This is a genomic window from Stenotrophomonas sp. 71799_Sma, assembly GCF_056482505.1.
The window spans coordinates 2,363,181-2,383,668 of the sequence record NZ_CM151202.1; the positions used below are offsets into that span (position 1 = coordinate 2,363,181).

General features: G+C 57.8%; 8 protein-coding genes. 5 read left to right on the forward strand and 3 right to left on the reverse strand.

All coding sequences use genetic code 11. The annotated features are described in order from the left end of the window. Positions 1-16: 16 nt before the first annotated feature. Together ACZK4Z_RS10990 and ACZK4Z_RS10995 are read right to left on the reverse strand one after the other, a co-directional pair. Entirely contained in the window at positions 17-1,582 is a 1,566-nt protein-coding gene (locus tag ACZK4Z_RS10990; RefSeq protein WP_017354470.1) for a hypothetical protein, read from the reverse strand. 353 nt (positions 1,583-1,935) lie between these two features. Continuing rightward, on the reverse strand, positions 1,936-2,793 hold the full coding sequence (locus tag ACZK4Z_RS10995) for a BrxR family helix-turn-helix transcriptional regulator (RefSeq protein WP_146027645.1): 858 nt from the start codon (positions 2,791-2,793) through the stop codon (positions 1,936-1,938). A gap of 118 nt (positions 2,794-2,911) precedes the next feature. Between ACZK4Z_RS10995 and ACZK4Z_RS11000 the strand changes: the two genes are divergently transcribed. From ACZK4Z_RS11000 to ACZK4Z_RS11020, 5 genes are all read left to right on the forward strand, one after another. Beyond that, complete coding sequence (locus ACZK4Z_RS11000; RefSeq protein WP_049400904.1) at positions 2,912-4,333, forward strand: Wadjet anti-phage system protein JetA family protein; 1,422 nt, start codon at positions 2,912-2,914, stop codon at positions 4,331-4,333. 1 nt (position 4,334) lies between these two features. Continuing rightward, positions 4,335-4,991 carry a DUF4194 domain-containing protein gene (locus tag ACZK4Z_RS11005; RefSeq protein ID WP_017354467.1) on the forward strand — a complete coding sequence of 219 codons (657 nt, stop codon included), beginning with the start codon at positions 4,335-4,337 and terminating at the stop codon, positions 4,989-4,991. Beyond that, positions 4,978-8,397: an SbcC/MukB-like Walker B domain-containing protein gene (locus tag ACZK4Z_RS11010; RefSeq protein ID WP_158704768.1), complete on the forward strand. Its 3,420-nt coding sequence runs from the start codon at positions 4,978-4,980 to the stop codon at positions 8,395-8,397. The genes ACZK4Z_RS11005 and ACZK4Z_RS11010 overlap by 14 nt, the downstream gene beginning before the upstream one ends. Then, entirely contained in the window at positions 8,394-9,605 is a 1,212-nt protein-coding gene (locus ACZK4Z_RS11015) for a Wadjet anti-phage system protein JetD domain-containing protein (RefSeq protein ID WP_017354465.1), read from the forward strand. Before ACZK4Z_RS11010 ends, ACZK4Z_RS11015 begins: the two co-directional genes overlap by 4 nt. 91 nt (positions 9,606-9,696) lie before the next feature. Continuing rightward, on the forward strand, positions 9,697-13,521 hold the full coding sequence (locus ACZK4Z_RS11020) for a hypothetical protein (RefSeq protein WP_051008550.1): 3,825 nt from the start codon (positions 9,697-9,699) through the stop codon (positions 13,519-13,521). Positions 13,522-14,325: 804 nt separating this feature from the next. Here ACZK4Z_RS11020 and ACZK4Z_RS11025 read toward each other — a convergent pair. Continuing rightward, the gene (locus ACZK4Z_RS11025) at positions 14,326-20,385 is read right to left on the reverse strand and encodes a DEAD/DEAH box helicase family protein (RefSeq protein WP_026070503.1); all 6,060 of its coding nucleotides are present in this window, start codon (positions 20,383-20,385) and stop codon (positions 14,326-14,328) included. Positions 20,386-20,488 lie beyond the last annotated feature (103 nt).

Sequence of the window (20,488 nt, forward strand, 5' to 3'; positions counted from 1 at the left end):
CGTGCTCTCGAAGATGTCACCATCCGCCGAGGAGGCTCTCAACGCTGAGCAGCGTATCTTCGTCGTCGTCGAAAGCTCCGTGATCAATGCTTGTGCTGTTCAAGCCTGCTGTCTGTCCTTGGGACTTGGACCAGATCGTACGGTTCGGTGCAGCTCCGAGCCACGCGCGGACTGCACCTATTTCGGGAAACTTGCTATCTGAGTAGATGTGGTGCCAAGCGAAGAAGCGTTCCATGCCCAGCAGCGGCATGTCCGGTTCGTCGACGAGCGTTCCGTCGGAATTTGGGCGCGATTCGAGGACACCCGACACCAGATAGAGGAGGGAGCTGGGATAGATGAAGCGCTTCCAGTCCTGCCCATTGGGAAATTTAGAGTCGTCTCCGACGACCTGATCGTCCCGTTCGAATTCATCGCGCATGCCAAACAAGCGGAAGTGACGGATGCGATCGCCATGTTGGGTGATCGTGGCGGCAAAGCGCTCGTAGGTGATGGCGGGCGCCAGGAACACGACGTCGAATGCAATCTCGGCCGGCAGAAGCTCTGATGCCTTGTCAAGCCAATTGGCGATGTAGACGGCGCCAGTGCTGTGGCCGACTAGAGTGATCCTCGATAGCAGCCCTTCAGAGGCATGGGCGGCACGCAGCCGCTCCAGCAGCGCAGTTCCGGCATACAGGTCGGAGCCGTCGCCGAACGCATCGAGTGAGTCCTGCTTCATGCGGTTCCACTGGAGTGCCTTGCCCCATTCATTGAGTCCACTGCCACCAAAATGAACACCACGCAACACTTCCTCTACGACCGTTGCATACAGGCCGTGATCGCGTTGATCCGCGTACCGACGCAGAACACCCTGCAGGATGCGCTTCACCAGAAGGGAAACTTTGAACCAGACGATCAACCCGCGGCCTCCCTCGACCCCGGCGACCTGCGTTGATACCGCCTGCGAGAACGGGGTATCTCGAACGCTCGCTCCGCCCCCGATGAATGCATCGCGTGCTTCGTCTAACGCGGTTGGCAGGGTTTGCATGGCGACCACAAACTCGCTGTCGGTTTGCAAGTCGGCTTCGATCTCGGCGTCGTCGATCAGCGCACTCGCCGCACGCGCACCTGAGGGCCCCACTACAGGTTTGAAATCACGGTAGGGCACGTGATTGCGACTGGGATCGCTCCAATATGTATCAACTGCCTGGCGGACCTTCCCTGCATCGACGTTGCCCGGCGTGATGGTCCGGGCGCCGTTGCTACCTCCCAAGCGGCGGAGCGCGTACTCTAGCGCCTTGCGCACCAGATTCTTGAATACCGGCTCATCCGGCAGCTCGCGCAGGTTGTTGCGGATCGTTTCAACGAAACCCGACTCCCACACGGAAAAAACCGGATAGGCCGATTGAGAAAAGCGCCCCTCAAGTCGCTGGGCAATACCGATACCCGCGGCCTTGTCGACCAGGCCCCCGTGAAAGTAAAGCAGCAAATGACCACGCCCGTCCTTACGAAGCGCCGTGACGATAGCGTCGATATCCTCTGGCTTCGTATCGGTTCCGGCACCGATACGGCCGTTGCGACTGTGGATTTGATGCAGACTGCCCATACCTGGCCCCCTGTGACCAGAATGATGCCAACCCAGAGTGCCATGAGTTTATGAAGTGGGCAATCAGTAATCGCCTAGGTAGGGATTGGTCACCTCAATGCCGAGTAAGCGAAGGGCTAGAGTTGAATGCCCCGGACCATGCCGCAGCTGGGGCGGTAGTTTGCATTTGGCGCTCGATCGATAGGGACACGAGGGCACGGCTCATCGACCTGATCATTGAGGTACAGACGGAGAATTGGCTTTGAATGCCAATGGCGTCCATCTGATACGGTTCCTATGTAGGGTAGCTACCCAGGCAGGGGTAGCGCGGTATCCGTGCCGGGCCTCAAGTTTGGCTACGATCATGCCATCCGCTAATTCAGCTCGCCAAATAGCCACGGTTGGATCGCGGTTGGATCGTCGACGCAGAGGTGAAATTCGTTCGGCGGCTCCTTCTCTGCATCGGTGGCGCAGCGCAGTTCATGTAGTCGGTATTGGAGTAGTGCGGCACGGGTTCTTAACCTGTAGGCTGCCTTACCTCCGAAATACTCGATACGCACCATATCCTTCTGATCTGGTGTCAGATGCGGATGGGGGACGATCGACAGCTCTACCTGTGTCTGCCAGGCGGCGTCCTGGCTAGGCTCGGCCCGCTCTGGCCGAGGATCAGCCAGCTGTTTCAAGCCGCTCAGCCGATTTATAGACAGGTCCAGGAAGCGTCCGGCTTCCGCCTCGTCCTCGGCGATGACAAATGCGCGAACATGCCAGCGCCTGCCTGCCTGCACCAGCGCATGAGGGAACAGTCGTTTGGTGCGAGGTGCTGGGTTGCGCATGGACCGGTGCTCGCCAACGAGCCCCTTGCCCTCTCTGCAGGCACGATTAAGCAGTGCGAAGTGGCGTCGTTCAACGCCGCCGAGGATAAGCTGGGAGCTCTCGATAAAGCCTGTAGCTTCCTGGGGGCGCTCAAACGCAAGGTACTCTTCGATCAGCCCTTCGGTTAGGAGGGGTCTGAAGCCAGACATCGCCACGTATCCGCGCACATGGCTTCGGTACTCAAGGCCGCCTCCATTGAGTTCAGCATATTGGGTTAGCAATCGACTTACCGTGGTGATATGCAGATCAAACACTTGGCGTACTCGCTCATTGGTGACTTGCCCCTCCCAGAGGAGCAGCGTTTCGATGGCTCGAAGTGTTTCCGGACTTTTGTTTGGATTGGGGCGGGGGCGGGGCATGGGGCTGGGCCGGGGTCAGATGACACGCAGCTTAGCATTGATGCTAAGTTAGCGTTTATGATATGTTAGCGTTTATGCTAATGTGAAGTAGATAGCCCAACTTCTGTGGAGTTGCACAGTGTCCAGCTCTCTGTTTGAGGTACTGCCATCGCAACTCTTTCGCCCATTGGCCTCGGCAAATCGGGAGAACTACTGGCGGCTGCTCTTGGGTCTGTACGAAGAATTCTTCGGGCCAGAGGCTGAGGTTCCCCCGGCGACCGGCTGGGAACGGCGGCAGTTGACGCAGTTCATCGAGAACTACCTCGAACACGATGACGCTTGGCAGGCAGAAGAGGGGGTAGGCCAGCTCACTCCGCTCAACATTCGCGCCAACATGTACTTGAGCCATCTCACGGAGAATGGCTGGTTCGAAGAAGAGCAGGTGGGACTCACGCGCACTCTGTCCATGACTGCTGTGGTAAGCCGTTTCCTTGCCACCTTGCAGGTCTTCACAGAAGACACGCCGGCGATGGTGGGCGCGAAGATGCGTTCCATTGAAGACACATTACGTCGGGTGCTTGATCCTGCAAGCAATGTCTACGGTGACGACTTCGTAAACGCCGGCGACAGCGCCCATGCGCTTCTGTCCGGGATTGCCGCCATGAGTCTGAACGTGCGTACCCTGCAGCGCGAGATATTCAAGTCCGCGACCCCCGGGGCGGCTATCCGTCGGTTGTTTGAAGACTACATTTCCAAGCACGTCATGGCTGACTATGCGGACTTGGCTGGCGCCGATCACCCCCTCGCACGAAAGGCGCAGGTGTTGAGCCTAACTCAGGAAATCCATTACGGGGATCATCGGGAACGGATCATCGTGTGGTTGGCCGAGCGACGCTACAAAGGTGATAAAGGCACGGCTGAGGCTGTCTATGAGAAGGCGATCAGGCGATTGAGCAATGTCTATCGTCTGCAAGACTACTTCGATCGCTTGGGCCAGGATCAGCGCCATATCGAGCGTCGCATGCTGGCCATGATCGAGTACCAGCTTCGCGCGCCGGGCCAGCTCGAGAGACGGATCAAAAAGGCTATCGCCGGAGTCAATGCTGCGGAGAACTTCGACGCCTCCATGCCCGTTGGGCCCGGAGCATTGCTTTCCGGTGAACTCCTGTTTCAACCACGCATCGCCCGTCCGCCCATTCCCAGGACCGCGGATTCTCCGCGGCAGATGACAGCCGAGCAGGAGGCGCGGATGAACCTGCACAGGCGTGCGCGTGATGCGCGTACCGCCATGCCAACAGAGGTGAGGGTGTACTTGCAGGGTGTCATGGGAGGAGGTAGGCAGATCCGGGCGTCTCAGCTTCCCATCACCGGTATCAAGCAATTTCGAATGGTGCAGACGCTGTCCACCTACGCACAGGAAGCAATGACAGGCCTCGGAAAGAAGCACCATGAAGGAATTTCAAAGCGACTACCTGGATATCGCTTCCAAAGCGCCGGTGATGAACGAATTGCCGGGCCGTATTTGGACATGCCGGACTTCTACATCACCAAGGTGAAATGACATGGCACGCCACTGGGAAAAGGCGCTTAGCCGCGACACTATGTACGAAGAGCAGGACTACGAGCAGGCGGCCTATCGGCTAGTAACCCATCAGGTCTTGTCCGCCTCTGACCGGGCGACCCGGAAGGATTACGGCATTGTCAGCCGAAATATCAATGACTTTGAGCAGGCAGTTCGTCCCCTTGGCATCGAGCTGTTGCACGACACCAACTACCAGTACATCGTGGCGCGGCCCGTGCACGTACTGACCCAACAGCGAGCCAGCAAGGACGAAACCCTGCTGCTGTTGGTGCTCGCCGGCGTTCATCATCGCGTCCGTTTCGAGGGGCGCGAAGAGCCAAATGGCGAAACTTTCGTCGATTTGCCTGACTTGCAAGAGCACTACGAGAAGGAAACGGGCAGGGACTTTCCCTCGCCTGGGGACTTCCGCTCTTTGATGACCAAGTTCAAGCGCTGGGGGATTGCTGCCTTTGAGGACAAGGACGATGTACGGAATCAGCTCGCGAAGGTTCGCATCCATCCCGCGATCGGAGATCTGCTGCGGAAGGAATACTTGAGCCATCTGGAATCCTTCCGTAAGGAAGTGGCAGGTGAGGGGGATGCGGCTACTTTCGACGCAATGAATGAAGTCACGGAGGATGGCGATGTATCTGCTTGAGAAATTTCACTTGGTACAGTTTTTCCTATTCCGTGCCGAAACCCTGAGCTTTAGCCCTGCAACAGGCATTGTGGCGCCTAACGGATCTGGAAAATCTGCGATTCTGGATGCGATGCAGATCGTCTTGTACGGAGGGGATCAGAATCAAATCGATCTCAATGCGCAGTCAGGGGGGGTATCAGGCACTCGAGGGCGTTCAGTGCGCGAATACTGCCTCGGCTACTATCGCGGTGACGAGCATATTCGTGAGAATGCGACGTCCTATTTGACCATGGTGTTTCGCGACACTGAGGGCGAATTGCCGCCGGTTTCGGTTGGCCTGGCCCTGGGCGCGTCAGTGGGCGACCCAAAGCTGCACGTCTACGGGCGCTATGTGGTCCAAGGGGTTGCGCTCGCGTTAGATGATCATCTTGAAGCGAACGCCGAGGCGGAACTTTTGCCGTTGGCCTGGGGAACGTTCAATAAGCTGATGGAGGACGCAGTCAGTCGCGTGAATGGTAGGCTCGCAGTGCCTCCGTCGGCGGAGAAGCAGGTTGAAGCAATGTTGTTCGCCTTGCGCCCCAAAGGAGGGGGCAGCATCGACCCGAGAGCTTTTCGGCGAGCGATGAAGAATGCGCTTAATCTGCAGAAAGTTCCTGACACCAGCAGCTTTGTTCGAAATTACATTGTCGATGCCTATCCTATCGAGCTCAAGAACTTCCGCTCCCAGCTCGACAATCTGCGCTCGCTTCAAGCCAAGGTTCTGGAAACACTGGACAGGCTTGAGAACGTCAAAAGCTTGATCGCAGCCGGTCATAAGGCTACTCAGACTCGGATGCACGCAGCGACCTATAGGGCGCTGTTGGATGACTATGAGCGTGAACAACACATGGATGCTGTTGATGCGGCACAAACTACGCTGCATGAAGCGCGGGACAGGCATCAGGCAGCGCAGAATGCAGTCGACAGCGCCAAGGCGGAGCATGATCGACTCAACGGCGTGTACATCGAACTAGAGCTTCAATCAGCAGCAGATCCGGCGATCAGTGCCGCCCGTGACCTGGCCAGCGAACGAGAGAGATCACTTAGACCTATCAAAACCAACGTGGCCCAGGCCATTCGCGAGGTGGTGGCGGGCTTCGAGAAGGCCAACCGCGTGAAACCCGATCTCGGAGGCTGGCAGCATCTGGCGATGCCGTGGGTTGAGCTTCTTGATGCGGTTTCCAGTACATCCGTATCCGATGCGCTTGTGCTTGACGTTTCGCAGGCCTCGGCAGCATTGCGCGAGTCCAGCATGCGGGTTGCTCCGATCATCCAGTCGGCACGGCGTCAGCTAGACCATGACGAGCAGAGGCTGTCCAAGCTTGGAAATGAACTTAGGATCGCTAACGAGCAGATCAAACGCATCCAGGAAGGCAAAGCGGAACTCCCGCCGGCCGTCCAAGCAGTTGTGAACATACTTGGAGACAAAGGACTTCTGTGCACGCCCGTCTGCGATTTGGTTACAGTCACAGATGCCGACTGGGCACCCGTAATCGAGGGATTCCTTGGTCGTTCGCGCACTGCCCTGGTTGTCCGTAGCGGCAAGTTTGAGGATGCCTTGTCCGTTTTCAACAAGATTCCGTGGGATACAAAGCCGGATTCAGTACTGTTGGTGAACCCGGTGAAGTCGAAGGCGGATATGGGTGTGGTTCCGCCAATGGGTCTCGCGCACCTGATCGCGGGTGACAATCAAGTGGCGGTGGACTATATCCGTCTTCGACTCGGCCGGCTGGAGCGATTGGAGCGCGTCACCACGGATAGCCCAGAGGGCTTCACCCGTACTGGCGAGCAGGCTGGACGTGCTGATTTCGGCCGTCGACGCCCCTTGTCTGCAACGGAACTGGTGTTGGGACGCCAAGATGCGAGCCATCGCCTGGCGGTGCTTCGGCAGCAGCGCAGCACTTTGGGGCAGAACGCAGCCGAATGCGAGCAGGAGGCGAACCGGTCGCGCCAGTTGGTTGAAGCCCTTGAGAAGTTGGTGGGACTTGAAGGACGTATCCAGGACATTGAAAGATGGCTGAACTCGCACATTCAGGAGCAATCCGCGCTTGATGCAAAGGCGGCGATGCAAGAGATCGCAAGCGCACCTGATCTCCTTGCTCGTCAGCTGCTCATCACAGAGGCAAGGCGAGCTGCCCTGGCAGCACAGTCGAAGCTGGAAGAAAGCAGCAGAGACGTCGGAACTCATGGTGAGGCTTTCCGGCAAGCACAGAGACGGCTAGACGAGCTTGCGGATAGAACCAACGGAATCTGCTCAAAGGCGGCTCTCAGTCGCCGCAATGAATACGTGGGTGATGAGTGGTTCGAAACAAAACGCGATGAGTTTGATGGTTCCGGCCTATCGCTGCATACGATTGTGGCGAAGATTAGTGACGCTACGGTTAGAAGTGGCAATCAGCTGTCTTCCCAGGTGCAGGCCTTGGCAAGTGACATGTCTACATACGCAAACCAATTCGATCCGCAGATGGATATCGCGGTGGGCGACTTGGGTGCCATGTGCGAGACGATGGCTCAGGAGAAGCAACGGCTAGAGGAATCCGAGCTCCATCACTACCAAGTGCTTTCCGCGGAAGCTGCAGAAGCGGCAGAGCAAACGTTCAAGGTGCAGATCGCCGCCCGCCTGAGCGACCACTTCGCCAGCATGCGCAGCACGCTCAATGAGCTGAACAGTACGATGGAGCGCTTGCCGCCATTCTCGAACAACGAGAAGTATCACTTCGTCACCAATCTCAATAAAGATCATGAGTCGCTGTACAAATTCATACTGAAGGTGGCTGGTGCGGGACCGGAGGGGGATATCTTCTCTGGACAGGTGGATGCTCCTCCTGAGTTCAGGGCGATGCTTGAGGGAAAGGATGCAGAGGCCAACAGGCTTCTGGAGGACTATCGCAATTTCTTCAACTTCGAGATTGACGTTCGCAGCAATGGTGTGACGGTGACCGACTTCTCAAAGCGCATGGACAAGGGTTCCGGGGGCGAGCACCGCGCGCCTCTTTTCATCGTTGCTGCAGCGTCGATGGCGCGCGCATTGGGAAAGTTGCGCGGTGATCAAGGCGGCATGTCGCTGATAATTTTCGATGAGTTGGGTGACAAGATTGACTCAGTGAATACCCGTGCCGTCTTTGAGTACCTGAAGGCATTGGGCCTTCAGCCCATCGTCGCGGCACCGGACGATGCCTTGGGTAAGATCAACGAATCGGTGGATACCTACATCGAGATGTACCGTGACGACGATCTTATCTCCATCAAACACGTACGCATTGATGACGATGGTCATGTAATTCTGGATTCCGATAACTGGCGCAAGCATCCCGAGCTTTTCGAGGAGGAGCTCAAGCGTGTTGAAGCAAGTCGAATGCCCCATGGGGAAGGGGTCGTTGCATGACTATAGCCCGGGCCTTCCTTACGTCAATTTTCAATCGCTCCCAGAATGCAGTGAGTCGTGGCAAGGATGAGCGAATAGCTCTCAGGCTGACGGAGTCATCATGCCCAGAGTTCTTCAGCCTGCGCAGCATCGAGGATGCAAGAGCGTTTCGTTCCGAACTTGAACTGGCTGAGCGCTCTGGAGCCATCGAAATCAAGGCCAAGGTGATGGTGCAGCCGCCTCTAGATGTTGCGGGCGTTGCCGTACTGAACCTCGCAAAGCTGGCGAACTTCTTGGGCGCACGACTTCGTCGTGATTCCGTATCAGAGGCCCGTTCCATGCTGGACACTCACACCGGCCTTTTCCCCGTACTGACCGAGGTCATTGAGCGCTGGTCGCTGGGCCATAAGGTTCGCGGGCAAGAGGCTACCGATGCTTCTGTAGCGCAAATACTGGATGCAATCAGACTCATTTCAGCAAGGCGAGGTGTCGTCAGGGACGAACTGTTGCGCCGGGTTTCGGCCATGATGTTTGGTGACAGCAAGCGAGTGGAGGGCATCGTGAAATGGATCGATTTGCTTTGGTTCAACTCTATTGCACCATCTGGACTTGATAGTAGCGAGGTCTTCTCGGCCATAGGCCTGCACAAGGAACCATTGCCCGTACTGATCTCAGGTCCGCTTACGGTTGTTACGTCGACTACGGTGGTGGGAGTGGTTCATCCATATCTCGGCTTCGCTCCTGCCCACATCACTGGATTCGTGCCGAATCCAGCCGTGTTGAGTTGGCGTGTTCTCACCATAGAGAATCGACAGACATTCCATGAGTTTGCTGAAGCTGCATCTGATCAAGTCGGCCTCGTGCTGCTCTATACCGGTGGTATGCCGTCCCCATCCTGGAGACAGGTCTACATGCTGATCTTGAAATCACTTCCTTGCCAGACAACTCAGGCGTTTCATTTCGGCGACTTGGATGAGGGGGGGATGAGAATTGGCGCCGTCATCGCAGGATCTGCCGCCGAGGCGGGGTTCACCCTGAAGCCGTGGTTGATGGATCCCAGGGAGCTCATTGGTCTCGGTTACGCTCTCAAGCCAACGGCTGAATCGGTGTCTAGCGCAATATCTCGAACTTGTCGATCCATCGGGTGGAATGACTTGGCCATTCATGTGGAAACGCATCCGGGGACGCTGGAGCAGGAGGTTCTCCTTCCACAGTTTCCAGGCTCCTAGAATTCTGGGCAGTCTGACCTAGGCGACAAATTGCTTTGCGCCGTCTTTAATGCCTTGATGCGCGTGCCCCGATCATTGCGGGAAGGGAATCATGAGATTTTTTGAACTTGATGCTGTAGATATCACAGCGCTCAGTGCTGGCGATCTGCGTGAATTGGTTGCCCGTCTTTGCGAAGCGGAGGTAATCCAGCAGGGGCGTCGGCCGAAGAGCGTTATGTGGGGAGGTGCGCAGGAGGCACCTGATGGCGGTTTGGATGTCCGTATTGAGGCTATGGACTTGCCGTCCAACGACGGCTTTGTTCCTCGTGGGATCTGCGGTTTCCAGGTCAAGAAGCATGCTATGGGTGCGGCGGCATGCAGGGACGAGATGTTGGAGGGTGGCACCCCAAAGCTCGTACTTGCAGATCTTGCCGATCGAAATGGTGCCTACATTATCGTTAGTGGCAAGGACGATTGTTCAGACAGCATGTTGGCGAGTCGAGTGCGGGCGATGGAGGCGGTCGCGGAGACCCTTCCTGGAAAAGCGTCTCTGCGCGTTGACTTTTATGGTCGAGATCGATTGGCGACTTGGCTACGGCGGCATCCAAGCGTTGCGCTGTGGGTTCGTGCGCGCCTCGGCCGCCCCTTGTCCGGCTGGAGGCCTTTCGGGAGGTGGGCAGCTACTCCCCCAGCCCAGAACGACGCATTCCTTGTTGATGACCACCCCTGCGTGATTGACGCGAACTCGAGCGCAAAGACTCCTATGCCTGTTTCTGAGGGTATACATCTAGCTCGAGAACGGTTGCGCCGCCGCGGTAGTGCGGTGCGCATCACCGGCCTCTCCGGAGTGGGGAAGACGCGATTCGCGCAGGCCCTGTTTGAGGCGAACGTTGGTGAGGAGGCCTTGTCACCAGCTAGCGCAATCTACGCCGACCTGGGTGAGAACTTGACACCGACGGCATCCGAGCTAGTTTCATACATCGTTGCTAACGATCATGCGGTTCAATTGGTGCTGGACAACTGCCCGCCAGACGTGCATCGGCAGTTGCAGAAGCAGGTCTCCGCAAGTAGCGCGATGCTCAGCCTTCTGACAATCGAGTACGACATCTCGGACGATCGTCCTGAGGAAACCGAAGTGATCCACCTCGAGCCGTGCAGCGAGGAGACGGTCTCGATGCTGATCCAGCGGCGGCACCCAGACATCGGGAAGTTGAACGCGGGCAAAATCGCCGAATTTTCCGGCGGCAATTCGCGCATCGCGATCGCGCTGGCCAGCCGGGTAGATGCAGATGAGACGTTGACAAACTTCTCCGACGAGGACCTTTTCCATAGGTTGTTCAGTCAACGAAAAGGAGCGTCCAATGAACTTCTGGAATGCGCTGAAGCGCTATCGCTCGTCTATTCCTTCAATGTCTCCTCGTCCGAGTTCAATGATGAGCTTGGCGTCCTAAGTGCCATCGTTGGCCTCGATCGTCGTGGTCTGCATCGGGCTCAGGCTGAGTTGATGCGTCGTCAGCTCGCGCAGAGTCGTGGTGAGTGGAGAGCAGTTCTTCCTCATGCACTTGCCAATCGTTTGGCGAAGCGTGCGCTGGAGAACATCCCTGTCGATGCAATCAATGCCGAGCTGCTAAAGCCAGAGAACCTCCGACTTTTCGTCTCATGTGCGCATCGACTGGGATACCTGCACGATTTCGAGCCTGCGGTTCGGATGGCAAATAGTTGGGTGAGCCCCGGCGGACCGCTGCATGATATTGGATCGTGTAACGAAGGCACGCTGTCTGCATTGCTATACATAGCGCCGGTATTCCCGGAGACCGTGCTGCAGCTGATCGAGAACGCCGCAACCAAGCCAGGCTTTGCCTCGCGCGAGAACCGAAACTTCAGGTTGTTCGTGCGCCTGCTGCACCAGCTAGCTTACGACGACGATAAGTTTGATCGTGCTGCGACGGTCATGCTGAAGTTCTCCGAGGGCGAGAAGTCAGGTGAGAACAGGGACAGCATAGTTGGACAGATGCGGCATCTGTTCTCGTTGCACCTGTCAGGTACGCTGGCGCGACCAGAACGGCGGTGTGCGTTTGTCAGCAAGCTACTCGAGTCGGGCACCGAGAGGCATCGCGAGATCGCAGCCGAGCTGTTCCATGCTGCGTTCGAAGCGACGCACTGGACGTCTTTCTCTGCGTTCGACTTCGGTGCACGTAGACGTGATGCTGGCTGGCAGCCGCGAACGCGTGCCGAAGAGCTCGAGTGGTATATCGGCTTCTTGAACTTGCTGCGACCGGTGCTGACATGTGATGACTTGACTCTTCGCGACTGGGCGCGCTCACTTCTGGCAGGTCATTTCCGGGAACTATGGACGTTTGCGGGCTGTTTTGATGATCTCGAGGAGATAGTCAGAAGTCATGCTTCGAAAGGGGAATGGCCGCAGATGTGGGTCTCGGTAAAGAAGACGCTTGGCTTCGATGGCGACTCAGCTCATCCTGATCTACTGGCTCGGCTGGAGTCACTTTCGCGCGTTGCGGCACCATCCGACCTCTATTCTGAGATCGAGGCCTATGTGCTGTCCAATACTTGGGATCACATCGAGAGTAGGGGGGGGCAAGTAGCCTTCAGTGACGAGATGATCAAAGAGAAGGTCATCTCTCTTGGTGAGATGGCCGCAGCAGAGCTAGGTTGCTTAGAGCGATTGGGTCCAGGGCTTTGGTCGGGCGAGTTCGATGCACTGCATCCTTTCGGCATTGGGCTGGCGCAAGGCAGCGTCGACCTAATTGCCACTTATGAGCGTCTTTTGAGCCTGGTGCAACTGCAGGCGCCTGCGAAGCTCAATCCACAGGTGCTTCAAGGCTATATCAGCGCTGCAAACGATATCGACCCCCGCTTGGCCATGGTGATGTTGGAGCGGGTGCTAGATCATCCCTTGTTGCGGACCTTCTTCATCTACCTGCTCAGCGCCATCAAGATTGGCCCATGGGGGTTCAATATGCTGATTGAGTTGGCTCGAGGGGAAGAGTTCGAAGCGTGGCGGTTTGGACAGCTTGCCTATGGCCGCATGCACGAGTCCCTTACCGACAGCGAGCTCGCGGAACTGTTCACCATATTGAACCAGCGCCATGATGGCTTCTACACCACGCTTAGTGTGCTAGAAATGCGATTCTTCGCGGGGAGGGGCGGAAACTACGTGCCGAGTGAAGATCTCCTTTCGACAGGGCGCGACGCCATTCGCGCTCTACTCGGGGGGAAGCGCGGACAGACTGAATTGAATCGCATCCGAGGGACCAAGCGGATCGCCCAGCAGTGCCTATCTGAGTCTGCTCCAGAACAGGAAGTCGAGGAGATCGTGAGGTTGCTTTGCGAAGGGTTGGATGATCTTAGAATTCGCAGCTCTGATTTCGAAGTCCTCATGACAACGCTATTCCGCAACTTCCCGGAGATTGTCCTTGGAGAGATCTTCACGGGCGACGATAGGGAGCGTCGTTTGATTGATCGCGTTTTCAAGTGTCGTTTCGGAGGTGCTTCGCCGTCACTCAATAGTATGCCGGTGGATCGGTTGATTACCTGGTGTCGAGGTGATCAAGATCGGATCGTGGGTGTTGCCGCAGCGACCTGCGCCTACTCAACTGTAGAGGCAACCGATATACCACTAGAACATCCCAAACGCGTTGTCCTCAGTGCGTCCATCAAAGGCTTGCTGGAAGCCGCAGTGGACAAGCAATGCATCGTCGATGTGATGTTTGCCGGAATCCAGCCCATGAGTTGGTCTAGCTCGTTGGCTGACATCATAGAAATTCGGGCCAAAGCTTTTGCTGAGCTGCTGGAGCATCCATTGGCCGAAGTTAGGAATCTTGTGGCGGAGAGGCTTGAACGGATCGAGCTCACAGTGCGAAGAGAGCGACAGAGGGAGGCGGAAGATCACAGTCGACGGGAACAGCGCTTTGAATGATGCGTATGGGTGAGATGGAGCCGGCTAGTCATCTTGGTGTTGCGCCCCGCATAGATACTCGGTCCTGTTGGCTCATTGTGAATTCGATGTACATAGATGAAAGGACCCTGTGCACACTGATTGGTTCTACGCGGGCACAATCAGCTGTGGCCGAACAGCAACAGGGCGGCAACTCAGGCGGGACTGTCACTCAAGCAGCTTGGGACCCAGTAAGTCCTTGGTAGCAGGTCGCCGAAGAACCGCCGGATGAACGCTGTTCTTCGGCGTATCCCTGTGGTGACAGACGGCGCTTTGCGTGGTCCAGCCGATATGGGGCCAGCTGGCATCGCCAGGTGAGCCGCTCCAGGTTGTGACGCCTAACATGGCCCAGTCGGATCTGCTGGGCCGTGGGCGTATGCAGGCCGGCTACCTCAACGGGCAGCGGGGCAGCGTGGGTGCAGGCTGCGCTCAAAGATCTAGGAGAGATCTGGACCAATGGTGTCACTTCGACTAGCGCCAAGATTCGACTCTGCCTCTTTTCCAGGCTCCGCGCGAATCCTGGGAGTGACCGGCTAGAAGATATTGAAGTCTCTCCCGATTTATCCGATGCGCCCAGGAAGGATGGGCTTTAGGTTCAGCCTTGGCTCCAACAGCGATGGACCGAAGCAGGCTCAAGGCCAAACATGGATTCGGGGTGTCTATCGTGGTAGGGCAATGGCTGCTTCCGACGCATAGCGGTCGTTCCAGTTCTTACGCCAGAAGGGCTGCGTCAGCGATAACAGCCTGTAGTTTAGCGTCTAGGATCGAAGCGGAGTATGGATGGCCTTAGACCGAGTATCCGCCCTTCGCCGTTCTTAGGAGAGTTTGCCCGCAATTACTCGGCTGCTCTATATGCCTGCTTGCGAACACATTAACGGCTAAGGACTCTTTCCCATAAGCGGCGGTGAGTTGTTCCAGGCCAGCCGGCGTCACAACGAGGTAGCAACCCTCGCCCCACAGAGAATCCGCATCGATTCCAACCGGGCCAGCGTCACGCCACCAGTGAAGCTCTGCGACCACCGTTCCGCTCGCATCGAAGAATACGCTCGGTGTCTCGTCATGAGCGCGCCAGCGAAGCCCCTCAACCCAGTTTGGGCATAATGCAAACGGATTGGCCGCTGTGTCAAAGCCCATGTCCACGGAGCAGACAACTCGCCTTACCAGCGTTGGTGCCAGATCATTGTCGAGTGGGACGTACTGGCCTAGCCAAACAGCGATGGGCAGCTTGGCGTAACAATCGTCGAACTCTTCACTATCAGTCTCTGCCCAAGGTGCTCTAAAGCGGTAGAAGCGGTGCTCTGACAGTCGTGCCTTGTGGATATGGAAGCGAGACACCTCGGCCACGACTTGGCCGTCGCAGTGCGCCAGGAAAGGGGCAACATCGCCGTCAACCTCGTCAATCCACTTCTGCTCTCGCTCGGACCAACCGGCACTTCGGTCAATCAGCGGCCTTCGAATCCACTCGGGACGAACTCGCGGGAGCATCAATGGCCGAGGCGGAAGCGGGTAGCCCAATCTCTCCAACAGCATCGGACTGTCCCGGCTCTCCAACTTGCCGGCCAGGCGCAGCTCCCCTGCGACGTGGCGAAGGGCAGCAATGGCGATGTAGGCGTGTGGCTTCATGTAAGTGATCTGCATATCAAGGACACGAAGCTGAGCCTCAAGCTCTTTGACACCAGAGGGCCCGAAGGCCTCAAGTCCACCCCAATCCTGGATGAACATCGCCGCGCGACGGCGAACTGTCATCTCCTCGATGTCTGCCGCCTTTGCAATGTGACGTGCCGTCGAGCGCAACATACGAGTCCAGCCAAGCGGCGATTCGACGCGCATTGCACCAGTTCTCTCGTCCGTGAATGCCTGGTCGCTCTCTGGCAGGTCACTGAATTCGAGGAGATAGAAGAGCGGCAGTGGCGTCGCGTCAAAAGAGACAGCCAGCCCCCACCGATGCGACAAGAGCGTGGCTGACTCGGCTACTGCAATGTCACGGTGACTGACCATTGCAGCTACGGCGCGGCCCAATACGGGCTCGAGGTTCGCGCTGTCGGCAGCGAGCAGCGTTCCGAGTGCCTGCAAGGGGGCGTCCAAGTCACCGTCCATAAGTCGCCGGATAAGGGATGTGAACAAAGATTGACCCTGTCCGACTTGCCTTGCCAAGCTCAGGGCGCAATTGCGCGCGTGCCGCTGAACCTCTGCAATGGGAAGTCGATAGGCAAAGTGCAGCAACTCCTCCAAAAGGTCCGTGTCGCTGAGTGGTAGCTCGCTCGACTGGAAGGGTCGCCCCAACTGGAACTCGCGAGTGCAGGTCATCTGCTCCTCAATCAGCGACCAGATAGCCGGCCAATCTGGCGTCAAGCTGATGACCGGCAGTATCGAATCCAGCTCTGTGAGCAGTGCCTGGGTATTCTCCTGGCCCGTTGTCACTGAATCGACTATGTTCTCGAAGGCCGCAGGGCATGTGGATGATCCGTGCAGAAGCTTCTTCGCCTTAAAGTAGAAGAACTTGCCGCCACCCATCCCTTGGCTCCAGGAACTCCAGGGGTCGTTGCTTGTCTCGTAGCCTTGCATAAGCTTCTTGGCGTAATCGACCTCATCGGCTGCAGCAAACCGCTTCACCATCAGGAAACGGCAGCGTGCGTTGTCCTGCAATACCTGCCAGCGCTCAAAGACCCTTCGCGCCAGATGAATCGGAGCTGTGTCTGCCAGCTCTTCGAAACGGTCCGGGGCGTTGTGGTTCAGCTCGTCGCTATCTGCTTCAAACGCGAGTTCAAGATCCGCGAGAGTAGCTTCCGAGGCGTACTTGTTAGACGTATACGAGTGTCGAGGCTCCGGCGCTTCTGGCGTCCACCGGGCGATGGCGGCTTCGAGCTCAGGCGACGAGAATCCATGCTTTCCGGAAGCCTTGTGAATGCGCTGGAGCAGCGTGATTCTCTCGTGCGCTCTGCTGGCTACCTCGACCGCCCCAAGCAGCATCAGAGCGAGCGGTTCAATCTGGTCAGGGCCGGCTGCGTCCGCGGAGGCGTCGATGAAGTCACCAACATGGGACGGATCCCGGTAGTGCGGTTCCATATAGAATGGCAGGCAGAGACCGCACCAGACGGTCGCGCATGCCAAGACGAGTTCAGGGTTTCGCCTGACCATCCCCGTCATGAGCAGGTCGACACGATTCGGCCAGCCGATTAGATGCCAATCCGCCAGTGTCTTTGACACCTCGAAGCCGAAGCGAGGTCCAACCTGCATCGCTTCCTTAATCAGTGCCATGGTAAGGCGACGCGCGGCCGACGACCCTTCCGTTTTGGTCATGCCACCGACCTGACGCATCAGGTCTGAGACCCGCTTGACACGGTTTTCCGGGTCAGCCGCGTTCGCGAGAGCTAGAGTGTTTCGCCAGATCGCGTACTGCGGGTCTTTCTTGGGAGCCAAGGCATAGCCAAGGCATTGCTCAGGAACCGTCGCCAGCAACTGATTCGCCCGCTCTAACTCCCCGACCGCAGCCAACCCGATGGCTAGATTCGCTAGCCCGTCGATCTGCTCGCTTGGTGTACTTTCTTTAAGCTCCGCCACGAGGGCATTAAGCCGATCCGCCGCCGCCGCACGATCACCGTCAACGCGATATGCATCGACAGCCAATCTGCGTCGCAGGTAAGCAGTTCCCTTCGACGCCGATGAAGCGATGGCTGAGTCAACCTCCCGAAGTACCGCGCGATACTCAGTCTCACCGCGCTCGGCGCCGAGCCTCAGCAGCGCTTGCACGAGCGTGGGGATCGCTTTCAAAGACTGCTGGATACGGTATGACTCGCTGCCGCCTTCTGATGCGAGACGTAGGACATACCCAAGGGACGTGCGGGCTATGCCTTGGATGCCGCCTGCCGATAAGGACCCGTTGACGCCGGCAGCGCGAGCTAGAAGCACACCTATCGTCGAAGCGTGCTGTTGGAGTGGATGAAGGAAGGTGTGCTTCGACGGTGTCACGCTTGGCAGTGGCCTCTTGAGCAGCGTGCAAAGCCTCGCGTGATGCATCACTGCGCCGACCAGATTGCCCAGCCCAGCCAGGTCCGTCTTGTCGTCGCACATGGAGATCATCGGTGCGACCAGCTTGTCGAACAGGGCCTCGGCTAGGTCACGACGGCCAGCTTCGAATGCGATCAGCGCCATCCGTTGACGGTAGCCGTTTGGTACCTCCCCGAACCGGGGAAGAGCGACGGCACTATCAAACAGCGCAAGCGCTTGCCCAACGTCGCCACGTCGACTGGCCGCAAGCCCTGCGTGAACCATCACCGACGGCTTATCTTCGTTGGCTACTCCGAGCTTGCTACATAGTTCTTGAGGATCGGAGCCAACCTTCTGACCTAGCATCGCCTTTGCGGCTTCCCTCCTAAGATGCAGCCGCAGCGCTACGGCAGATTGCGGATCCACCGTTTCCGGCTCCCTTAGACCCTCTGCGGCGAGATGATCAATCGCTATCTGGATCTGCTCGGTGTCTCGGAAGTGGACGGCGCGCATTGCCCATCTTTCGAATTCCTTGATGTTGTGCTGGTGCCCGTAGTTTCTGAACTTGGGCGTATGGAGCTGCGATAGTGGTTCGAGGCTTTCAAACAGCTCCTTCGCGCGGTCGAAGTCGCCTCGCGCTAGTAGGGCGTCGACGACCTCGTAGCCCTGGCTGGGGAAGTCCTGCACGAGGGAGACAGCTGCTTCAATGTTCCCCACCGCCAGCATAGCCAGCGGGAGTTGGTTGGCGTACTCAAGGGCTGATTTGCGCCGATCCACTTCGTCACGACACAGCAGCAGTCGTGTAAAGGCGGTCGCGTCGTGCGTTTCACGCACTGCCAGCAGGGCGAGGCGGATGTCGGCGTGAATCTCGGCGATAGAACGCCCGTCAGCCAGCTGCTGCCTGAAGCGAGCGGGCATCGCCAATGCCAGTACATCGGCACCGTCGCCGGCACGCGCGCGGTAGCGCAGCTCAAGCCAGTACTGTGCCGATTCAGGTGGCGCGCTCTTCGCCAACTGGGCAAGGTTGCGGTATACGCGCTGCGAGTATTCAGCGTCGACGCTCCCGAGGCGGGTTCGCGGTTGAGCGATGACGAACAGCCTAAAGCTGTTGTGGAAGACGCTCCATCCCCGGGATGAACTGCGGAGCAGGTGCTGCGCAATGACCAGGGCGCGTTCAATCGAGGACTCCTTGACCATCGTGGCCAGCAGTCGCAGGTCCATGGGTGCCTCAGCCCGAGCGATGAAGCCCAGCACATCCATGGCATCGACATCGTTTGCGATCTCGCGCCAAGCAGCTGAATATACAGTCTCAATATCGCCGTCGAACGGCATCCCGCCGCTAAGAAGGTGCTTGCGACCAGCTTCGTCAGCGTGCAGCAGTGCCTGAATCAAGTAGCGCGTTGCCAGCGGGTGGCCATGCGTGAGATTGCTGAGATCCAATCTTGGAATCTCGGCAGGCAAGCCTAGCGCATCCGCCATCCAGGTGAGTTCCTCGCGACCGAGAGGCCCCATGAGAACCTGTCGCTCGCTCTTCTCCGCTTGCGCTCTTACGGCGGGCTTCAGATTAGCGAGATCCAACCGTTGCGTGCCGAGCACGAACACGACCCCATTTGGGATTGCCGCGGGAAGAGGCAGCTCTCCCAGAAACGAATTGGTCGGCCGTTCTTCGCGTGGCACATGGTCTAGCCCGTCGACAACGATGATTGTACGGATCCCTTCGCGAGTGAAGCGCTCACCAGCCTGCCGTAGCAGGACGCCGAACTGTTCGCGGCGCTCAGATAGCGAGTCATCGCGAAGACGAAGCCCAACTAAACCGCTGTTCCGCAGCTGCGTACCTACGTCGGTCAGGAAGTTGTCGGCCTCCCCACGACCCACGCCTTGAGCCGCGCCCGGCACGTACGCTAAGTAACGAACGAGCCGGACACTTGCTTCAGTGGCCAGCGCAACCTGCAGGAGAGTGGATTTTCCGGAGCCAGGTGGTCCTATGAGTGAGACGTAGCCGTGATTGGAGGCATGAAGCGCTGCTAGTAGCTTGACCTCAGTGTCCCGATTGCGCTGGACATAGGCGCCGACCGGGAACCGATGGATGAGCAAAGTCTTGGCGGGATCGCGCCATCCAAGCTCATGAAGCAGCTCGTCACGCGTCCACCTGTCCTTGTCGCGTTCATCGGCGACTAGCTTGGGCAGCACGCTGGCAATCTCGCATGCCTGTCTCGCCTGCTCCGCATTCAGCTTGTGCGACTGGATGAAGTTCGCTGCAGCTCCGCACACCACGCGCAGGGCATGCATGAACTGTTCGAAGTCGTCATCATTTAAGCCGGCTTCGCGGCGCAGGTGGTCGATCAGTCGGCTCCATCCTCGCGCGGACCAATCCGACAGCGACCGATTTGGATGCTGTTGGAACTCCTCGAGAAATGCAGCGCTGTGCCGTAGCCTGCCGTCGCCTGGCTTGTCGGTAACCGATGGAAAGTCGTTGACGACCAAGTGAATCTCGACGCGACTTCCTGGGTTGTCCTTGGACAGGCACTGCCAAGCTTGAACTAGGGGCTTCAAGAGACCATTGGCACCAGTAAACAGCGTCTCAACAGTGAAAGTGCCTGGGAACTTGGACGTCTTGAACTGGTGACCGACCACCAATCCATCGAATCCTAGTACCAGGTCGTCCGCAATGCCCGCGTTGCGGTCAGCGACGCCAATCCAAAGCAGCTCGTCGCGCTCAAGCGCGGCATAGATGGCAGCGCCCGCGCGCTCGTACTGGCCGACGTATCCACGAAGCGCTCGGCGTTCGCCCTCCGCCGGTGCCGTTGCGGGAGCTGTAGCAGCGGATGGCTGCGAATTTTTGGGCGCTTTCGAGGCCATAAATATGGATTGGGTAGTGGGTGCGAACCTGAGAAAAGGGAGCCGCTCCAGCATAACCCGGGGGCGTCGAGCACCAGCGGGTATGCCGTCGCCGCATCGAGCG